The sequence below is a fragment of the Streptomyces sp. NPDC053513 genome (assembly GCF_044544765.1).
Taxonomy (GTDB): Bacteria; Actinomycetota; Actinomycetes; order Streptomycetales; family Streptomycetaceae; genus Streptomyces; species Streptomyces litmocidini.
Window position 1 is genome coordinate 129,173 of sequence record NZ_JBITXP010000013.1, and the last position, 18,529, is coordinate 147,701.

An 18,529-nucleotide genomic window follows, 5' to 3' on the forward strand; every position below is an offset into this window, starting at 1 on the left:
GGACGCTTCGTCACCGGCAGCGACATGGGACGACTCCGCTTCGGTGACACCACCGGCGACGGCAAGGCCGACATGTACGTCCACGTGATCGGCACCGGCGAGGTCTCGGTGCGCAAGAACATGGGCACCTACTTCGACGGCGGCACGCTGATGGTCACCCTCTGACCCATGCCTCCTCGCCCCCTGGCCCGACTGACGCAGCTGCCGTCAAGGGGGCGAGGACTCCCCGGCCGAACACGTCAGCCCTCGCACAACGAGCTCGTGTGTGATCGGGGTGGAGGCATGAGTGCCTGCTGGCCGGGATGGTCGCGCCGGAGCCCGGGGCAGCCGTCGTCCAGAAGCACTTCCACGTCCGGGAAGTGCTGGAAACAGATCCCGATGCCTTCGTTGCAGGCAGCGGTCGCATCGTGCATCCGCCCTGGTCGCAGGGCATCGGTCCAGAGCGTGCGGCTTTGGTGGTCGGCGATGACGGTGGCCTTCATGGTGTTCTGTTTCCTTGTGCCCGAGGCGAACGCCCGGCGTCCGCCTCGGCCGGCCACGGGTCGGCGGACCTGGACCTCGGTGGCGTCCAGACGCAGCTCGACGCCTTCGGCCCGGGCGTAGGCGAACACATCCGCCAGGGTCCGCAGCCGCAGATGGAGCGGCGTGACGACCAGCCGGTCGACGAATACCAGCCGATGCCGGGTACCGGTCCCCGCCCCGCGCTGCCTGGCCTCGCCGCGTGCTTTGTGACGACGACCCTCCACGGCAGCCTGTCACGGGTCGGCCAACTCCTCGACCAGGCAAGCCAGATGCTGCCGGGAGATCCCTGTGAACAGCTGATGCGCGAGGACGTGCCGGTCGACCATGATCACCACAGGCTGGATCGTCCCACCCCCGCCCGGCCGCCCCTCCACCGCAATCACACACCAGCTCGTTGCCGGCGCCGCTGGGCCGTGTGCCGAAAGTGTCTGGAGCGACGTGGTGCAACGGTTCTGATCGATGCCAAGCGCCACTCTCTATGCCGCGGGTCCTGGGGTGTTGCTGTGTTGCGGGTCTTGATCTGACGGGTGACCGAGTCGCTCGGCGAGGGCATCGATGTGCTCCAGCTGAGCCAGGACGGATATCGCCGCTTCTTGTCTGCGATGGAGCGCGTCGGCATCGTGACGCAACGCGCGAAGGCGTGCGCGCATCCGCAACCGCGTCTGCCATGGGTGCCACAGCGCCCGGAGCAGGTGTCGGGCTGTCGCCTGCCGATATTCCTCACACCGCGTCATGAGTTCTTCGAGGGAGTCACCCAGGACACCGCCGAGGCGGAGATCGATCAGTCTGATGACCTCGCATTGCAGGGCACGTTCCTCACCGCCTCCGGCGAAGTCCAGGACCCTGCGCGGTATGCCGGCCGAGAGTGCGGCCACCACAAGTTCCGAGATCGCTTCCCGCTGGGCGTGCTCGGCGTCGCAGCCGTCCTCCAGGACCGCCGTGACGCCAAAACGCGTCGTGGCGAGCAGTCGTTCCCCGACCAAGTACCGCGACGGACTCGCCCTTCGGCTCGGCACGATGTCGCCTACCCTGTCGCGCACCGCTGCGACGCGAAGAAGTCGCTGCATGACCGCTGCGCGCAGCTGTCGACGCTCCTGGTTCATGGAGAGGTGGTTGGTCACCGCGGCACCGACGACACCGCCGACCGTGGTGTATGCCAAGTCCATCCATCCAGGCATGGAAGCCGCCTCACTCTGCCGGGAGCAGGCAGATCGCTTCGCACCGAATCCGTCCGAGGGTAAGCGGGACGCTTGGCTGAGGGAAGACCGAGATCACGTGAAGCAGGCAGACCCAACATGATCTGCCAGACACCCCGCCGGCGCGGGTTCACCGGTCACAGCCACTCGTTGACGGCCGCGATGAGGTCGGTCTCCTCGTAGCGGACGGCGAGTTTCTCGTGCCTGGTGGCGACGGCACGGTGGCGTTTGAGGCGGTTGATCCCGCGCTCGACCGCGTGGCGCTCGCGGTAGTGGGCCGGACCGGCGGAAAAGGTCGCAGACCCGGTTCCACGGGCCGTAGTCGACGGGAACGTCCCGCCACGGAACCCCGGTCCGGACACCGAACCGCATACCGTCGATCCGCTGCCGCCGAGGCCGGGCCGGTGGCCGCCCCGCCTCGGCACCCTTCGGCGACAGCGGTTCCAGCGCCGCCCACGGCTCGTCGGTGAGATCTCCCCGACCCATGCACCGTGATCATTCACAGCTCAAGATCCACTTCCGATGCGCCCCCTACCCGTTGAGCTCCGCGAGCAGGCGGAGCGTGGCGGGGTCCGGTGAGGTGACCAGCAGGTCCGTCACCGGGCCCCGCCGCCATGTCTCCAGGCGTCCGGCGATCCGCCGCCGGGGGCCGACGAGCGAGATCTCGTCCGCGAAGGCGTCCGGCACGGTGAGCACGGCCTCCTCGCGCCGGCCCGCAGCGAACAGCTCCTGGATGCGGCGGGCCTCCTTCTCGTACCCCATGCGTCCCATCAGGTCGGCGTGGAAGTTGCGGGCCGCGTGCCCCATGCCGCCGATGTAGAAGCCGAGCATCGCCTTGACCGGGAGCAGCCCCTCCGCCACGTCCTCGCAGAGCCGCGCCCGGACCATGGGGGCGACGAGGAAGCCCTCGGGGAGTGTCGCCGGCAGGGCGTACACCTCGGCCCAGCGCTCGGGCGTCCAGTAGAGGGGCAGCCAGCCGTCGGCGATGGCGAGGGTCTGCGCGATGTTCCTGGGGCCCTCGGCGCCGAGCAGGACGGGGACGTCGGCGCGCAGCGGATGGGTGATCGGCTTGAGGGCCTTGCCGAGGCCGGTGCCGTCCGGGCCGTTGTACGGGTGGGAGTGGTGGCGTCCGTCGAGCCGGACGGGGGCCTCGCGGCGCAGCACCTGGCGGACCACGTCCACGTACTCGCGGGTCGCGGTCAGCGGGGAGCGGGGGAAGGGGCGCCCGTACCAGCCCTCGACGACCTGCGGCCCGGACAGGCCGAGCCCGAGCAGCACGCGCCCGCCGGAGAGGTGGTCGAGCGTGAGGGCGTGCATCGCGGTGGTGGTGGGGGCGCGGGCGGCCATCTGCGCGACGGCGGTGCCCAGTCGGATGCGGCTGGTGTGGGCGGCGATCCAGGTCAGCGCGGTGAAGGCGTCGGAGCCCCAGGCCTCGGCGGTCCACACGGAGTCGTAGCCGAGCCGCTCGGCCTCGCGGGCGAGGTCGAGGCGGTCGGGGGAGGGGCCGCGGCCCCAGTAGCCGAGGGCGAGTCCGAGTCGCATGCCCGCATCCTTTCTGACGCTCCGTCAGTTCGTGCGATGCGGGGACTGTACGGCAACGGCCCCCCGACCGGAAGGGATTCCGGTCGGGGGGCCGCTGGGAAGGAGGAGTCAGCCGCGCTGGATGCCGGTCGTGTCCTGGAGGACACCGCGACGGCCGTCCTGCGTCTGGGCCACCAGGCCCGGACCGCGCTGCTCGACCGCCAGGTACCAGGTACCCGGGGCCAGCTCGGCGATCGGCGCCTGCGAGCCGTCCTCCGCGTACAGCGGACGCGCGACCGGGACCGCGAACCAGAACGGCGCGAAGTCCGAGGCCGGCTGCGCGGCCGGAGCGGCCGCCTGCGGCTCGGGCTGCTGCGCGGCCTGCGGCTGCGGGGCGACGGCCTGCGCGCCGAACGGCTGGCCCGCACCCTGCGAGGGGTCCTGCGGCCCGCCGTACGGCGGCTGCTGCGCACCCGGGTAGCCGTAGCCGCCGGGGACGCCCGGCTGACCCGGCTGGCCGTGCTGCATGCCGTACGGCGAGGGGGTCTGCGGCTTGGGGGCGCCGACGAGCGGGGCCTTGAGGGCGGGGACCATCGGACCGGCGACGGCGGCGCCGGCCAGGGCCAGGGCGGCGATGAGGCCGAGGATCAGGCCGGCGCCGGCGTTCTCCACCTCGAAGATCCACATGAGCAGGGTCCAGGCGGACGCGACGGTGAACGCGGCGCCGACCTGGCCGAGCTCCAGGCCGACCACCTTGCGCGGCTGCGGCAGGGAGCGGGAGACGACGACGAGGGCGGCGCCGGCGATGCCGAGGAAGAAGGAACCCCAGCCGAGCTGCGAGATCTCCCACGAGTTCGTGGTGGGGACCTTGTCGCAGATGTCGGCGCTGACGTTGCAGCCGGAGACATCGAGGAACGAGGCGATGAACAGCAGCACCGCTGCACCGATCAGCACGCCGTCGCCTCGGGTGAGGGAGCGGATATTCACGTAAGAGTCCTTCGTCGGGTCGTCGGTCGTCGCGTCGGGGGTGGCGCTCAGGTTCATGACAGGGGGCGGCCCCATCGTACGGAGCGAATCTATCGCCCGTCGGTCCTACCCCTGGAGGTAGGTGGCGATGCCGTCCGCCAGTCCCTGGGCCGCCTTCTGCCGCCACGTCGACGACGTGAACAACTGGGCGTCCTTCGGGTCACGCATATTGCCGCATTCGACGAAGACCTTGGGGACGGTCGAGAGATTGAGGCCGCCGAGGTCGTCCCGTACGTCCAACCCCGTACCGGAACCGATGTAGTTGGCGGGCGAGGTCCCGGTGGCGCGTGCGAAGCGCTCCACGATCCGCTCGCCGAGGGCGCGGGAGGGGGCGACGATCCTCGCGGTGTCCGCGGAGCCCGCCCGCACCTTTGCGGGAAGGATCACATGGAAGCCGCGGTTGCCCACGGCCGTACCGTCCCCGTGGACGGAGACGACGGCGTCGGCACGGGCGGCGTTGCCGATCCTGGCCCGCTCGTCGATGCAGGGGCCCCAGGGGCGGTCGCCGTCGTGGGTGAGGACCACCTTGGCGCCGCGCGCGGTGAGGAGGTCCCGCAGGCGGTGGGAGACGTCGAGGGTGAAGGAGGCCTCGGTGTAACCGGCGTCGGTGGAGGTGCCGGTGGTGTCGCACTCCTTCCGAGTGGTCCCGATGTCGACCTTCTTGTTGATTTCGGCGGAATGGTCGAAATTGCCGGAGTTGTGGCCGGGGTCGATGACGACGGTCCTCCCGGCGAGTGAACGGCTCGCCTGGGAGGCGGGCAGCGGCGAGCGGGTGGCCCGGGGAGCGGAGGGCGCGGCGAACGGCGGGCGGGACTGCGTCCCGCTCTCGCCCCGGGTCGCCTGGGTTCCCTGCGTTCCTTGGGTTCCCTGGGCCTTCCCGTTCGGGGGTGAGGCCTGGGAGGCCGCGCACCCGGCGAGCGCGGCGCAGCAGCCCGCGGCGGCGAGGGCGAGGGCGAGAGTACGGCGGGCGGTCTTCCGGTGGTCGTACGGCACCCCGCGACTTTAGGCCCTGCGCGGGGCGAAACGCCGCAGGGGTGCGTAGCAGGTTGGTCACCGTCGTCACGGAACGGTGGACGCGTGTGGGCGAACCGTGAAGGGTAGGTGGAATGAGGCGGCGGTGGGGTGCTGCCGCGCACCGGACCCACGAGGGGGGAACCGTGGTGGGGGAAGAACCGAACGACGCACGTCCCGAACCGAACGACAGACCTCCGGGCGGCGACTGGTTGATCAAGGGGAGCGGGGAGGCGCCGGGGACGCCGTCGGGAGCGGCTTCCGACGGCCCTTCGGGGGCGTCGGCCGGAGGAGCGGCTTCCGGTACTCCTCCGGTCGCGCCTGCCGGGGGAGCGGCTTCCGGTACTCCTTCGGTCGCGCCTGCCGGAGCGCCCTCCGGCGCTCCTTCGGACGCACCGCCCTGGGCCGCTCCGGCCCCTGCGGCACCGGCGCCGTCGGCTCCGGCTCCGGGCCCGGCGGCCTCCGGCGCCTCGGAGACCCACGAGGCCCCGGCTCCGGCGGCTCGCGACGCTTCGGCGGCCCCAGGTGTCCCCGGCGCAGCCCCCGGCGCGGGGGCGGGATCGCCCACGCTCGCCTTCGGGACGCCAGCCGGGGCCGCGTCCGGGGCTGAGGGGGCGCGGCCGGAGGGCGCGGGTGCCACTCCGCCCGCCTCCCCGCCCGCCACTCCGCCCGGCCCCCCGACCGTGCCCGGCTGGGCGGGGGCCGGGACCGTGCCGCCGCCGCCCGGCGCCCCGCCCGGCTTCGGACCGCCGCCGGGGTACGGACCGCCCGGGTACGGCCCGCCCCCGGCGCCCGGCCCCGCGCAGCCGCCCGGCGAGGCGAACCCGGCCCAGGCCGCCGTGATCGGCCTGCTCAACCTCTCCTGCCTCGGCCTCGGCTACGTCCTGCTGCGGAACTGGATCGGCGCCGCGCTCTGCTGGCTCGCCACCGCCGGCCTGCTCGTGGCCGCGCTCCCCGCCGACGTCGACGGCGTGCCCACGGGCCTCCTCGCCGGTTACGGCGCCTTCCTCCTCGCCGTCGCCGCCGACGGCGCCCGGCGCGGGCTGCGCGCCAGGCTCCGGATCGGCGCCTCCTTCCGGCGCCTGGCGCTGCCGCTCGCGCTCGTGCTGCTCGCCGTGCCCGCCGGCGGCTCCCTCGCGTACGGCGCGGCCCGCGACGAGGCGAAGGAGCAGGCGCTGCTCGAACGGCTCGCGGCGGCCGACGCGCTGGTGAAGGAGGCCGACGGCCTCCCCTTCGACAAGGCCGAGCCGACACTCCGCAAGGCGCTCGACACCTATGCGGACCTCGGCACGAAGCACGCGGGCTCGCGGGCCGGGAAGCTCGTCCCCGACCGCCTCGACGCGTACTACAGGACGCTCTCCGCCCCGTACGGGAAGAAGCAGTACTGCGCGGCCGTCCCCCCGCTCACGCACCTGCGGGAGCTGCCCTCCACCGTGGACAAGGGGCTGCTCGGCTCCCGCCCGGCCAAGACCGACGAGCCGCTGGCCGAGTCGCTCTACCGGTGCGGCACGGAGGCGCTCGGCGTGCAGACGGCGAACCCGCCGGCGAGCGACAGCCTCAACGCGCTCCTCGACACCTTCCCGGAGTCCACCCAGGCGACCCGCGTCGAACCGGCCGTCCGGGCGGCGATCAGGACCCGGACGACCGCACTCGCCGGCACCGAGCCCTGCGACGCCACCGCCCAGCTGCGCGCCCTGGTCTCCTCCCTCGACAACATGCCGGCCCCGTCCCTCGAAGGCGCGTCGAAGGAGGCGGCGGACGGCGTCCAGAAGGGCGACTTCGCCTGCGGGACCGACCACTTCAGGGACAAGGAGTTCAGCGAGGCGGCCACGGCCATGACGGACTACGCCAAGGCGTACCCGAACAGCCCGAAGGCCGCCCACGCCCGCTCGATCGCCATCGCCGCCGAGATCGCCGAGGAGGAGCCGGAGGCCGGGAAGAGCCTGCCGCCGGCCGACGTCCCCGGCGGTGCCCGGATGGTCATGGTGGTGAGCAACGACGGCCCCGGCGAGGTGGAACTGCTCTACACGGGCCCGATGACCGGCAAGGTCACCCTCAAGGCGTGCGGGACCTGCACGAAGTACAAGACCCCGCTGTACGTGAACGCCCCGAAGATCAAGGCGTGCACGGGGCCGTCCTCGAAGTACCCGAAGGCGACCCTGCTGCTGCCCGCCGGCGACTACCACTTCCTCCAGAAGCGGGCGGCCACCGGCCCCTCGTCCGCCGGAGACACCAAGTCGAGCAGGACGAAGATCGAAGAGGGCTACAGCTACACGAACTGCCTGTACGTGACGTCTCTGTTCTGACGTCAGCGACGGCGCAGCACCCGCAGCGAGTCGGTGACGGAGACCTCGTCGAAGTCACCCGACTCGAGCGCCCGCAGATAGATCCGGTACGGCGCCTGGCCGCCGTCCTCCGGGTTCGGGAAGACGTCGTGGATGACGAGCAGGCCCCCGGGGGCGACCTTGGGGGCCCAGCCCTCGTAGTCGTTCGTGGCGTGCTCGTCGGTGTGCCCGCCGTCGATGAAGACGAAGCCGAGCTGCCCGCCCCACACCTTCGCGACCTGCGGCGACCGTCCGACGACGGCGATCACGTGCTCCTCCAGGCCCGCCTTGCGCAGGGTCCGGCGGAAGGTCGGCAGGGTGTCCATGACCCCCACCTCCGGGTCGACGACGCTCGCGTCGTGGTACTCCCAGCCCGGCTGCTGCTCCTCGCTGCCCCGGTGGTGGTCCACGGTCACCGCGACCGTCCCCGCCTGCCGGGCGACGTCGGCGAGCAGGATCGTCGACCGCCCGCAGTACGTCCCGACCTCCAGGAGCGGCAGCCCGAGCTTCGCGGCCTCGGCGGCGGCCCCGTACAGCGCCAGCCCCTCCCCGACGGGCATGAAGCCCTTGGCGGCCTCGAAGGCGGCGAGGATCTCGGGCGAGGGCTCGGACATGGTCACTCCTACTGGCGGGTACGCGGGTACGGGCGCCCATGTTGCCCTACGCGTCGCACGCGAACCACACCGTCTTCCCGTCGGCCCGTTCCTCGACCCCCCACCGGTCCGTCACGGCCTCCACCAGCGAAAGCCCCCGGCCGTCCTCGTCCAGGAGTCCGGCGGCTTTGGCGTACACCGTGCCGGGCACGCCGTCCGCGACCTCCACCCGCAGCCCGTACGGCTCCCGCAGCATCAGCACGGAACACCGCCGGCCCGGCACGTGCCGCACGACGTTCGCGACGAGCTCGGTGAGCGCGAGCGTCGCCGGGTCGGCGAGGTGGTCGAGCTCCCAACGCGTGAGGAACATGCGCAGGATGCGACGCATGTGCCCGGCGGAGTGCTCACCGATGGTGAACCCCATGCGGTAGCTGGTGGCAAGTGCCGGGGGATAGAGGTCAGTTGCATGATTCATGCCACCAGGGTGGAGCGGTTTCGTTACGCTCGGCTACGGGCCGAACACAACGCCTGGGTGCGTCTGCTTGGGGGTGACCTCGCCGTGGTCAACATCCGCAACCTGGATCCGAGCGCCTCGCCGCTGGACTACTACGGTTCGGAACTGCGTCGCCTGAGGGAGGAGGCCGGCCTCAATCAGCCGCAGCTGGGCAAGATCCTCTTCTGTACTGGCTCGCTGGTAGGCCAGATCGAGACGGCAAGAAAGGTCCCGACCAGGGAGTTTTCGGAACGCCTTGATGCCGCACTGATGACAGGTGGGATGTTCACTCGGTTGGTGGGGTTGGTTCTACGGAGCCAGCTGCCGACGTGGTTCCAGGCGTACGCGGAGATGGAGGCGCGGGCGACGTACATCTCGTCGTTCCAGCCCCAGTTGGTCGTGGGCCTGCTTCAGACGCCCGAGTATGCGCGGGCGGTCCTGGGCGCCCGGACCGAGGGAGACCTCGACGCCAAGGTCGCCGCCCGCATCGAGCGGCAGCGGATCCTGAAACGCGAGACGCCGCCGTTGATCTGGGTGGTCCTGAGTGAGGCGGTGCTGCGCCAGGAGATCGGCGGCCGGAGGGTCATGCGAGCCCAACTCGCCCATCTGTTGCGCATACAGGACCAGGAGTGGGTCAAGGTTCAGATCCTGCCTTTCGGCGCCGGGGCGCATGCCGGACTGATGGGCGAGTTCAATCTGCTGCGCTTCGAGGACGACCCCGATCTGGTCTACACCGAAGACTTCGTGCAGGGGCACATGACTGCCAATTCGGCCGCTTTCAGGGAGGGCTCGCTCCGTTACGATCACCTGCAAGCAGCCGCCCTCTCGGTGGAGGACTCGGCCGCACTGATCGCCCGCGTGATGGAGGAACACTATGGGGACCAACCAGAACCTGACGGGCGCGCACTGGCGTAAGTCTTCGTACAGCGGCGACACCGGCGGCAACTGCATCGAGATCGCCGACCTCACCGCCCACATCGCGATCCGCGACTCCAAGAACCCCGAAGGCCCCGCCTTCCTCGCCACCCCCGCCGCCTTCACGGCCTTCGTGAACGCCGCCGCCGAGGGGCGCGTCGGCGGCTGATCGTGGCGACCCTCGTGGGGATGGTGATCCTCGCCCTCGTCCTGCCGGCATGGGCGGGGATCACGTACGTGGGGCTGGTACGGGCCCGCCGGGAGAACGCCGCACTGCCCCCGCCGCCCCGGCCCCGCCGTACCTCCGCGAAGAAGGCCGCGTGGATCGCCGGGCTCGCCCTCCTCGCGGGCGGGGCCCTGCACGTGTACGGGCTGTCGTACCTGCCGTTCCTCTTCCCGGAGGACGCGTGCTGGTTCAACGCGGGGGCGAAGGTCACCCCGGACTCCAGCAGCGCCCTGCCCGTCAGCCTGGTCTGTCAGGGCGAGGAGGTCGTCCCGTGGTGGGTGAACCCGGGACTCCTCGTCCTGGCCGTCACCGCCGTCTCCGCGACCGTCGCCGCGGTCGTCCTCCGGTTCAGGCGCCGGTAGGGGACAGGCGGAGGGTCCAGGTCTCGACCGTGTACTTCGCCGGGTCGGTCGCGTGCGGCTCCGCGATGCTCGCGACGATCCTGCCCTCCTGGTCCTGGTGCAGGGTTCGTATCGCCCGGCCGTCGCCTGCGTTCTTCAGCTTCGCGAGGACGGTCGTGCCGAGGTCCCGCCCCACCGCCCGGAGCACCCCGCCGTCGAGCACCAGCACGGTCCCGTCCGGGAGGACGACCGGCTTCGGCGGCTGTGGGTCGGACAGTCGGGGGCCGGGCGTGACGACGCCGCCGGGCAGGAGCCGTACGACCCGGTTCCTCGTCGGGGTGTTCCGGTCCGCCTCCACGACCCGGACGCCGCTGCCGACGACGTAGTGCCCGTACGAGGGCCACCGGTCGGTCTCGTCGCCGTCGCGGTCGTACTCCAGCGTCTCGAAGACGCCGTAGCCCTCCAGGCCCAGCAGGAACCGGCCGCCGCCGCGTGCCGCCCCGCGCGCCCCGCGCAGCTCGGCGACCAACCGTCCGTCGGCGAGGTCGAGGAGGAGCGCCGGGCCGAGGTGGCCCCACGCCGTGTACTCCAGCGAGTCGGTGGTGACGAGGACCCGGTCGCCCGAGACGTGCGCCGCGTTCGGCCGCCCGGAGAAGGAGTGTGTCCACAGGGTGCGGCCGTCGGCGCCGACGCCGGTGACCGCACAGGTCCGGCCGTGGACGGCGATCCCGTCCCGGCGGGCGAGCGGCGCGCCGGGACGGGGCCGCTCGTACGGAGGCAGGCCATCGGCCCGCCGATGGTCCAGGATCACCGCACGGATGCTCGACATGGCGGGAGCGTAGCCCCTGGCCGGACTTCCCGTCCGCAGAGGCGACCCCGACGGTGGTCTGCCGAGAAGGCCCGGTGCGGCGGTGTACGTGAAGGGCTCCGCGCCCGATCCGCGGGTCAGGCTCCCGAGAGAACCGTCCGGAGTCTCAGGACCCCCGCCTTCCACTCCTCCCCGTCCGACTCCTCCCAGAGCTCCAGGAGTTCGGACGGCTCGGTGAGGACCCGGTCCAGGGCTTCGACGGCCGCCGGGCGCAGCTCGGCCGGAAGCGCCGGCAGGGGCTTCTTCGGGCCGTACGAGGTCGTGACCGGCTCCCCGCCCGGGCACTGGGCCGCGACGAGCGCCGCCGATGCGATCGCCTCCACGGCCACGTCCGAGTCCAGGTACTCGCCGCCGGTCTCGATCACCTCGCGGAAGGACGCACGCAGCACCTCCGCCTTCTTCTCCTCCGGGGCCTCGTCCACCCGGTACGAGAAGTCCGCGGCGGTGTCGTTGTCGAAGGGGCCGATGTCCCACGTACCCATGGCGCGTGCTCGCTCTCTGCTGTCGCTCACCTGTCCCGACAGCGTGGCAGGTACCACTGACAACGCCCCTCGCCCGCCGGTCCAGGCTCGTCCGGGCTGCCGGGAGGGGCGGTGCGGGACGCGACACGGAGCAGCTGAAGCCGGTGCACACCTGACCCGCACCGCGCGTGTCCGGGGGCGGCCCGCTCAGGAGCGCCGGTCCGGCCAGTGCGGGTCCTCCCAGCGCGCGGGGCCGGTCAGACCCAGGAGCCTTACCCGGTGGAGCAGTTCCTCGTGACCGTCCCGGGCCCGGAGCCGTGCGGGGACGTGCCGGACCAGCCAGGCGGCGAGCTCGGAGCGTACGGCCTCCTCGTCGTCGAGCCGCCACCCGTTCCAGGGCAGCCGGTCGTCCAGCAGGTCGTACTCCCAGTGGCCGGCGGTCTCGGCCAGATGCCGGTCGGCGACCTCGTCGTCGAGCCCCTCCCAGACCGCGAGCCACGGGCCGGGCGTGGCGGATGCCTCGGTGCACAGGGCGAGGAGCCCGTGGACGGGGACGGCGGGCTCCGGGTCGGTGAGGGCGTGGGCCCACCAGGCGTGCAGGAACTCCTCCACCGCCGCGGCCTGGGGCGCTGGCCACTCCTGCCAGCGGCCGCGGGCGAACGAGGCTCCCACCTCGGCCATGCCCGACACGGGCTCCCCCGAGCCGCCCACCAGCGCCCGGGCGAGCTGTGGCAGGACGCGGCGCAGCACCGCGCCGTGATCACTCCAGTCGGGTGCGGTCCAGGTGCGGCGCAGAAGGTCGGGGTCGAGCTCGACGTCCGGGGCCTTCAGCCGCGCGAGTTCTTCTTCGCCGCCCCAGTGGCAGTCGCACTGGACCTCGTCCTCGTGGGCGGTCATGCCCCGGAGGACGGCGGACAGGTGGTCCAGGGCGCGGTCGAGCCGGAGTCGTGCGGGGGAGTCGTCGACGTTCGTCATGGCAGGCACGGCCTCGCGGGGACTCCGGGCGGCTTCCGCCGGCCGAAGATCCCGACTCCAGCCGAGCGTTGCCGTCGACGGCACCGACGGCCTCGCCGGTCGTTCAGGTCTCCGGCGATCGCGGCAGGTCCCCTGGCCTTCAGTCGTCATTGATGCCGAGGTCGAGGCGCATCGCCACCCTCATCGCCGTCACGGCGGGCCAGACCTCCTCGTGGAGTTCCGGTTCCATGGCTGCCAGTTCGGCCGCGTACGTGGAGGGGGCCGCCGCGTACTTCCTGAGCTTTCCGTAGGCCTCGTTCAGACGGTGCTTCGCCGCGCCGGACGCCCGCGCCACCGCGTTCGGGACGATCATCTGGGCTTCCGCGTAGCTGTCCCGATAGGCCGCTCTGGCGGCCTCCAGGTTCTCCAGGGAGACGACGCCGTCCTCGCCGCGTCGTATCGCGTGGACGTGGTTGGTCATCGCCGTCACGTACTGCCGCGAGGCGGTGTTCAGCGTGATGTAGCAGGTCCGTCGGCGCTCCAGGCTCTCGCTCTGCTTCTGCCGTTCCCGCTCCGCCCGGAGCTGTTCCTCCGCGTGGGCGCGTTCCTCGCGCCGCTGTTCGGCGGCGGCCTGGAGCTCCATGCGCTTCGTGCGGTCCGCGCGGTTCTGCGTCAGCAGTGCGGCTCCCAGCGTTCCCGCCACGCCGACCACCGCGATCAGCAGTGCCGTCAGACTCCCGCCCATGATGTCCCCCTCCTGTGTCCGGCCCAGTCTCCCAGTGTGTGCGGCGTCAGGGTCCGGGGCCTTCGAGCTTCTCGATCACGCGCTCCAGGACGTGGACGGCCGTCCCGTACTCCTCCGGGGAGATGCCCTCGACGGAGTGGATGCGGAACGCGGCCACGTGGGGGGCGACCTCGGTCAGGCGGCGGGCGCCGTCCGGGACCCTCCGGGCGGTGATGAGGGCTGTCAGGGGTGGGAGGGCTCCGGCGTCAGTATCGACGGCCAGTCCTGCGCCCGGGCCCAGTCGTCGAAGCTCTGCCAGCCGACCTCCGGGAACTCGCGGCGCAGCCCGGCGACGTCGACGTCGAGCCCGGTCGTGGTGAAGTACGAGAACATCGCGGCCAGGTCCGCGGAGCGGGTGCGCACATGGGCGAGTGGGATCTCCTCGTAGGAGATCGGGCGGCCGGTCGCGGTGGCGAGTGCGCAGGCCATCTCCCCGGGGGTGCGCTCGTCGGAGGCGATGTCGATGCGCCGGCCCGCGAAGTCCTCCCGGCGCCCGAGGGCGAGCGCGGCGAACGCGCCGATGTCCCGTGAGGAGACGAGGGCGAGGGGGCGGTCGGCCGGCATCGGCCAGGCGAAGGTTCCCCCGCGCAGTCCGTCGGCGGTCCAGCCGCCGGCGTAGTTGTCCATGAAGGCCGCCGGGCCGATCACCGTCCAGGGGGTGCCGGAGGCGCGGAGGTGGTCCTCGACCGCCCGCTTGCTCTCGTAGTGCGGCACGCCGGTGCCGCGGTCGGCGTGGGCGACGGAGGTGAGGACGACGTGTCCGAGACGGGCGGTCGTCGCCGCGTCCACCAGGGCCCTGCCCTGCCGGATCTCGGCCTCGGCGCCGGCCCCCTCGAAGGCGGTGACGGCGAAGAGGGAGTCGGCGCCCGCGAGGGCGGCGTCGAGCGAGGAGCGGTCGTCGAAGTCGGCGTACCGCACCTCGGCGCCGAGGGCCCGAAGGGTCTCGGCGGCGGGCGATTCGGGGCGACGGGTGAGGGCGCGCACCCGGTGGCCCGCGGCGAGCAGGCTGCGGGCGGTGGCTCCGCCCTGGGTTCCGGTGGCTCCGGTGACGGCGACGGTGAGCATGGGTCCCCCTGGGGTTCTTGCTGCGTAATGCAATCTCTGTGTGACGAAGAAGACTCTACCCCGCTTTCTCTGCGCTACACAGGTTTCCCCGAATCAAGTTTCTGACCTTCCGTCAGAATGAAACGTGTTCTAGTCTGCCGCGCATGGGCATCAGCATGGGCACCACCATGGGCATCGCCATCACGCACGAACAGCGGGAGCTCGCCCGATCCGTCCGGGGCTGGCTCGCCCGCGCCGTACCCCCCGGGGAAGTCCGCAAGCACCTGGACGTCCCCGACACCGCCACCGGACGGCCCTCCTACTGGGACGCCGCCGCCGAGCAGGGGCTCCTCGGGCCGCACCTCCCCGAGGAGCACGGCGGCGGGGGCGGCGGTCTCGGGGACCTCGCCGTCGTCGTGGAGGAGGCGGCGCGGGCCCTGCTGCCCGGGCCCTACCTGCCCTCCGTGCTCGCCGCCGAACTCCTCCACCGGTGCGGGCGGCACGGGACCGCGGGCGCGCTCGCGCGGGGCGAGCGGATCGGGGCCGTCGCCCTCGGCGGCACCGGCACCCTCACCGCCGTCCGCACCGCGGGCGGATACCTCCTCGACGGCACCGCGCCCCCCGTCCTCGGCGGCGCCCAGGCCGACCTGGTCCTCCTCAGGGCCGCCACCGCCGACGGCTCCGTCTGGCTCGCCGCCGACGGAGAAGGCCTCGCCGTCCGGCCCCACGAGAGCGCCGACCCGACCCGGCCCACCGCCGAGATCACCGCCCGTGCCGCCCACGTGCCCGCCGCGCGCGCCCTGGACCTCGACACCGCCCTCGTCCAGGACCTCGCCGCCGTCCTCTTCGCCGCCGACGCCTGCGGCACCGCCGCCCGCGCCGTCGAGACCGCCGCCGAACACGCCCGCACCCGCGAGCAGTTCGGCCGTCCCATCGGGCGGTTCCAGGGCGTCAAGCACCTCTGCGCCGACATGCTCGTCCGGCTCGAACAGGCCCGCGCCCTCACCTGGGACGCGGCCCGCGCCGGCCAGGACGGTCAGGAGGGAGCCCGCTCCCTCACCGCCGCCCTCGCCGCCGCCACCGCCCTCGACGCCGCCTACACCTGCGCCAAGGACTGCATCCAGATCCTCGGCGGCACCGGCTTCACCTGGGAGCACGACGCCCACCTGTTGCTGCGCCGCGCCCTCGTCGCCCGCCAGCTCCTCGGCACCGGCGACCACCACCGGCTCGCCGCCCTCCGGCACGCCACCGCCGGCGTCCGGCGCGGCCTCCGCCTCGACCTGCCGCCCGAGGCCGACGCGTACCGCCGCGCGGCCCGCGAGGCCGTCGCCCCCGCCGTCGGGCTCGACCCGGCCGCCGCCCGGCGCGCCCTCGCCCCCACCGGCTACGCGGCCCCGCACCTCCCGGAGCCGTACGGGCTCGGCGCGGGCCCCCTCCAGCAGCTCGCCGTGCAGCGGGAGCTGGACGAGGCCGGGATCACCGTCGCCGGGCTCGGCATCGCCACCTGGGTGGTGCCGTCCCTGCTCGCCCACGGCACCCCGGAGCAGCAGGCCGAGCACCTCGGCCCGACCCTGCGCGGCGAACGCCTCTGGTGCCAGCTCTTCTCCGAGCCCGGCGCGGGTTCCGACCTCGCCTCCCTCCGTACGCGCGCGGAACGGACGGAGGACGGGCGCTGGCGGATCAACGGGCAGAAGGTGTGGACGAGCGCCGCCCAGTGGGCCCACCACGGCATCCTGCTCGCCCGCACCGACCCCGCCGCCCCCAAGCACCAGGGGCTCACCTACTTCCTGGTCGACATGCGCAACACGCCCGGGATCGACGTCCGGCCGCTCAAGGAGATCACCGGGGACTCCCTCTTCAACGAGGTCTGGTTCGACGACGTCCTCCTCCCCGCCGACGCCGTCGTCGGCGAGGTGAACGACGGCTGGAGGGTCGCCCGCAACACCCTCGGCAACGAGCGCGTCCACATGGCCGACCAGGTCGCCTTCGACACCGGCCTCGAAGCGCTCATCGCGCGGGCGGACCGGGTCGACAGTTCCGTACGCGTACGGATCGGGGCCCTGCTCGCCGAGGCGCACGCGCTCGCGTGCATCGGCCTGCGCACCACCCTGCTCCAGGTGTCCGGACTCGAACCCGGCGCGGGCGCCAGCGTCCGCAAACTCGTCCAGACCCTCCACCAGCAGAGGCTCGCCGAACTCACCCTCGAACTCCTCGGCCCCGAGGGCGCCGTGCGCGAGGGCCCCGGCGAACGGGCCGTCCACGGACTGCTCATGTCCCGCTGTCTCACCATCGCGGGCGGCACCACCCAGGTACAGCTCAACGTCGTCGCCGAGCGCCTGCTCGGCCTGCCGAGGGACTGAGGGGAAGCACGATGACCACCAAGGCGTACGTCGTCGGCGTCGGAACGACGAAGTTCGAGAAGCCGGAGACCCGGGACTGGCAGTACTGGGACATGGCCCGCGAGGCCGGCACCGCGGCCCTCGCCGACGCGGGCGTCCCCTACGCGCGCGTGGAGCAGGCCGCCGTCGGCTACTGCTTCCAGGCCTCCACGGCGGGACAGCGCGCCGTCTACGAGCTGGGGCTCACCGGCATCCCCGTCTACAACCTCAACAACAACTGCGCCACCGGCTCCACCGCCCTCATGACCGCCCGGCAGTTCGTCGAGGGCGGCATCGCCGACTGCGTCCTCGCCCTCGGCTTCGAGAAGATGAGCCGGGGTTCGCTGGGAGGCGGGGCGGGAGCCGGGGACTTCTCCACCTCGCCCGTCGCCCGGCACTACGGGATCATGGCCGCCGCCCACGGCTTCGAGGCGTCCCCGCCCACCGCCCAGATCTTCGGCAACGCCGCCCGGGAGCACATGGAGCGGTACGGGACGACCGAGGTGCAGCTCGCGGCCGTCGGCGCCAAGAACCACCAGCACTCGGCGAACAACCCCCACGCCCAGTTCCAGGACGTCTACACGGTCGACGAGATCCTCGCCGCGAAGACCGTCCACCGGCCCCTCACCAAGCTCCAGTGCTCGCCCACCTCCGACGGCGCGGCCGCCGCCGTCGTCGTGTCCGAACGCTTCGTCGACGAACACGGCCTGCGGGACAGGGCGGTGGAGATCGCCGGGCAGGCGATGGCCACCGACACCGAGGAGTCCTTCGCCTCCGGCTCCTGCATCGACGCCGTCGGCCGCCCCATGTCCCGGGCCGCGGCCCGCCTCGCGTACGAGCGCTCGGGCCTCGGCATCGAGGACGTGGACGTCGTCGAACTCCACGACTGCTTCTCCGTCAACGAGCTGCTGACGTACGAGGCGCTCGGCATGTGCGAGGAGGGCGCCTCCGGCAAACTCGTCGAGTCCGGCGCCACCACGTACGGCGGTCGCTGGGTCGTGAACCCCTCCGGCGGCCTCATCTCCAAGGGCCACCCGCTCGGCGCCACCGGCCTCGCCCAGGCCGCCGAACTGGTCCGGCAGCTGCGCGGCGAGGCGGACGCCCGGCAGGTGGCGGGGGCCCGGGTCGGCCTCGCCCACAACATCGGCCTGGGCGGGGCGGCGGTGGTGACGCTGCTGCGGAAGGCGTAGCTCCGCACGGGCCGCGAGCCGTGGGACTCACGGCGTATGTACGGGGCGCAACCGGTTTGCGGCCATCACGCTCATGTCGCAGACCGACTCCGCCACCACGACCGCGTCCTCCGCCGCCCGACGTTCCCCCCGCCCCTGGACGGTCGTCCTGACCGCCTGCGCGGGACAGTTCCTCGTCGTCCTCGACGTCTCCGTCGCGAACGTCGCACTGCCGTCGATGCGGGCCGACCTCGGCATCGCGGCCCTGACCACGCTCGCGACCGCTGTCACGGGCCCGGCCGCGACCCCCGCCGGCCTCACCGCCGGTTACGCGGCGGCCTTCCGCGTCTCGACGGCCGTCCTCGTCGGCGCGGCCCTGCTGATGCTGGTGTGGCTGCCGAAGAGCACCGGAAGAGTTCCCTCCAAGCGCGATCTCGGTATGTGAGTTGCGTCACCACCTATGTCGACATGGCGATGTAAGCACTGCGTGTCGAATTCGGAGTCATGAAATCCGGTTGAGGCGGCGAGGTGGGGGGAGCGGGGTGGTTTGCCCCCTTGAATCGGCGTACAGCCATTTCCCGAGGCCGTGAGTCCGCGGCCCCAGGTGCATTACGCTCCGTGGTCTCCCTCGCGTTCCGCCTCCCGTTGCCCGGCGGTGGAATCTGGGCCCAATGTCCGAACTGGCGCGGTTTTTATGCAGGTC

General features: G+C 72.5%; 18 protein-coding genes and 2 pseudogenes. 8 read left to right on the plus strand and 12 right to left on the minus strand.

The features are described from left to right. Positions 1-251: 251 nt before the first annotated feature. Positions 252-848, minus strand: a pseudogene (locus ACIGW4_RS23090) (transposase family protein); the annotation flags it as partial. Between the two features lie 201 nt (positions 849-1,049). Here ACIGW4_RS23090 and ACIGW4_RS23095 point away from each other — a divergent pair. Next, positions 1,050-1,763 carry a hypothetical protein gene (locus tag ACIGW4_RS23095; RefSeq protein WP_399582597.1) on the plus strand — a complete coding sequence of 238 codons (714 nt, stop codon included), beginning with the start codon at positions 1,050-1,052 and terminating at the stop codon, positions 1,761-1,763. Positions 1,764-1,793: 30 nt separating this feature from the next. Here the strand turns inward: ACIGW4_RS23095 and ACIGW4_RS23100 are convergent, their stop codons facing one another. The 4 genes from ACIGW4_RS23100 to ACIGW4_RS23115 all read right to left on the minus strand — a co-directional run bounded on the left by ACIGW4_RS23100 (position 1,794) and on the right by ACIGW4_RS23115 (position 5,258). Further along, positions 1,794-2,204, minus strand: a complete 411-nt coding sequence (locus ACIGW4_RS23100) for a transposase (protein ID WP_399582599.1) — start codon at positions 2,202-2,204, stop codon at positions 1,794-1,796. Between the two features lie 45 nt (positions 2,205-2,249). Then, entirely contained in the window at positions 2,250-3,260 is a 1,011-nt protein-coding gene (locus tag ACIGW4_RS23105) for an LLM class F420-dependent oxidoreductase (protein WP_399582601.1), read from the minus strand. 108 nt (positions 3,261-3,368) lie between these two features. Beyond that, positions 3,369-4,226 (minus strand): hypothetical protein, encoded by an 858-nt coding sequence (locus ACIGW4_RS23110; protein WP_399582649.1) that lies wholly within the window; start codon positions 4,224-4,226, stop codon positions 3,369-3,371. 105 nt (positions 4,227-4,331) lie between these two features. Next, positions 4,332-5,258 (minus strand): N-acetylmuramoyl-L-alanine amidase, encoded by a 927-nt coding sequence (locus ACIGW4_RS23115; protein ID WP_123451809.1) that lies wholly within the window; start codon positions 5,256-5,258, stop codon positions 4,332-4,334. A 728-nt stretch (positions 5,259-5,986) separates the two neighbouring features. Between ACIGW4_RS23115 and ACIGW4_RS23120 the strand changes: the two genes are divergently transcribed. Beyond that, positions 5,987-7,582, plus strand: coding sequence for a hypothetical protein (locus tag ACIGW4_RS23120; RefSeq protein WP_399582603.1), 1,596 nt, complete (start codon positions 5,987-5,989; stop codon positions 7,580-7,582). A gap of 2 nt (positions 7,583-7,584) precedes the next feature. Here the strand turns inward: ACIGW4_RS23120 and ACIGW4_RS23125 are convergent, their stop codons facing one another. After that, positions 7,585-8,214, minus strand: a complete 630-nt coding sequence (locus ACIGW4_RS23125; protein ID WP_123451808.1) for a class I SAM-dependent methyltransferase — start codon at positions 8,212-8,214, stop codon at positions 7,585-7,587. Positions 8,215-8,260: 46 nt separating this feature from the next. Next, a complete protein-coding gene (locus ACIGW4_RS23130; protein WP_399582605.1) occupies positions 8,261-8,668 on the minus strand; it encodes an ATP-binding protein in 408 nt (135 codons plus the stop codon). A gap of 84 nt (positions 8,669-8,752) precedes the next feature. Between ACIGW4_RS23130 and ACIGW4_RS23135 the strand changes: the two genes are divergently transcribed. Genes ACIGW4_RS23135 through ACIGW4_RS23145 form a run of 3 tightly spaced genes read left to right on the plus strand, consistent with a single transcriptional unit; the run spans position 8,753 to position 10,189 of the window. Beyond that, positions 8,753-9,601, plus strand: coding sequence for a helix-turn-helix transcriptional regulator (locus tag ACIGW4_RS23135; RefSeq protein ID WP_123457295.1), 849 nt, complete (start codon positions 8,753-8,755; stop codon positions 9,599-9,601). Further along, positions 9,561-9,770, plus strand: coding sequence for a DUF397 domain-containing protein (locus ACIGW4_RS23140; RefSeq protein ID WP_123451804.1), 210 nt, complete (start codon positions 9,561-9,563; stop codon positions 9,768-9,770). Before ACIGW4_RS23135 ends, ACIGW4_RS23140 begins: the two co-directional genes overlap by 41 nt. 20 nt (positions 9,771-9,790) lie before the next feature. Then, complete coding sequence (locus ACIGW4_RS23145; RefSeq protein WP_359589966.1) at positions 9,791-10,189, plus strand: hypothetical protein; 399 nt, start codon at positions 9,791-9,793, stop codon at positions 10,187-10,189. Here ACIGW4_RS23145 and ACIGW4_RS23150 read toward each other — a convergent pair. From ACIGW4_RS23150 to ACIGW4_RS23170, 5 genes are all read right to left on the minus strand, one after another. Then, positions 10,176-10,997 (minus strand): hypothetical protein, encoded by an 822-nt coding sequence (locus tag ACIGW4_RS23150; protein WP_398710821.1) that lies wholly within the window; start codon positions 10,995-10,997, stop codon positions 10,176-10,178. The genes ACIGW4_RS23145 and ACIGW4_RS23150 overlap by 14 nt on opposite strands. 116 nt (positions 10,998-11,113) lie before the next feature. Continuing rightward, the gene (locus ACIGW4_RS23155; RefSeq protein WP_123451800.1) at positions 11,114-11,518 is read right to left on the minus strand and encodes a DUF4259 domain-containing protein; all 405 of its coding nucleotides are present in this window, start codon (positions 11,516-11,518) and stop codon (positions 11,114-11,116) included. Between the two features lie 186 nt (positions 11,519-11,704). Then, positions 11,705-12,472 (minus strand): hypothetical protein, encoded by a 768-nt coding sequence (locus ACIGW4_RS23160; protein WP_399582607.1) that lies wholly within the window; start codon positions 12,470-12,472, stop codon positions 11,705-11,707. Positions 12,473-12,611: 139 nt separating this feature from the next. Continuing rightward, entirely contained in the window at positions 12,612-13,196 is a 585-nt protein-coding gene (locus ACIGW4_RS23165; RefSeq protein WP_399582608.1) for a hypothetical protein, read from the minus strand. Positions 13,197-13,418: 222 nt separating this feature from the next. Continuing rightward, entirely contained in the window at positions 13,419-14,300 is an 882-nt protein-coding gene (locus ACIGW4_RS23170) for an NmrA/HSCARG family protein (RefSeq protein ID WP_399582609.1), read from the minus strand. 167 nt (positions 14,301-14,467) lie between these two features. Between ACIGW4_RS23170 and ACIGW4_RS23175 the strand changes: the two genes are divergently transcribed. The 3 genes and pseudogenes from ACIGW4_RS23175 to ACIGW4_RS23185 form a co-directional block, all read left to right on the plus strand. Then, a complete protein-coding gene (locus ACIGW4_RS23175) occupies positions 14,468-16,639 on the plus strand; it encodes an acyl-CoA dehydrogenase (RefSeq protein WP_399582651.1) in 2,172 nt (723 codons plus the stop codon). Positions 16,640-16,650: 11 nt separating this feature from the next. Beyond that, on the plus strand, positions 16,651-17,847 hold the full coding sequence (locus tag ACIGW4_RS23180) for a lipid-transfer protein (protein WP_399582611.1): 1,197 nt from the start codon (positions 16,651-16,653) through the stop codon (positions 17,845-17,847). Between the two features lie 73 nt (positions 17,848-17,920). After that, positions 17,921-18,091, plus strand: a pseudogene (locus ACIGW4_RS23185) (MFS transporter); the annotation flags it as partial. Positions 18,092-18,529 lie beyond the last annotated feature (438 nt).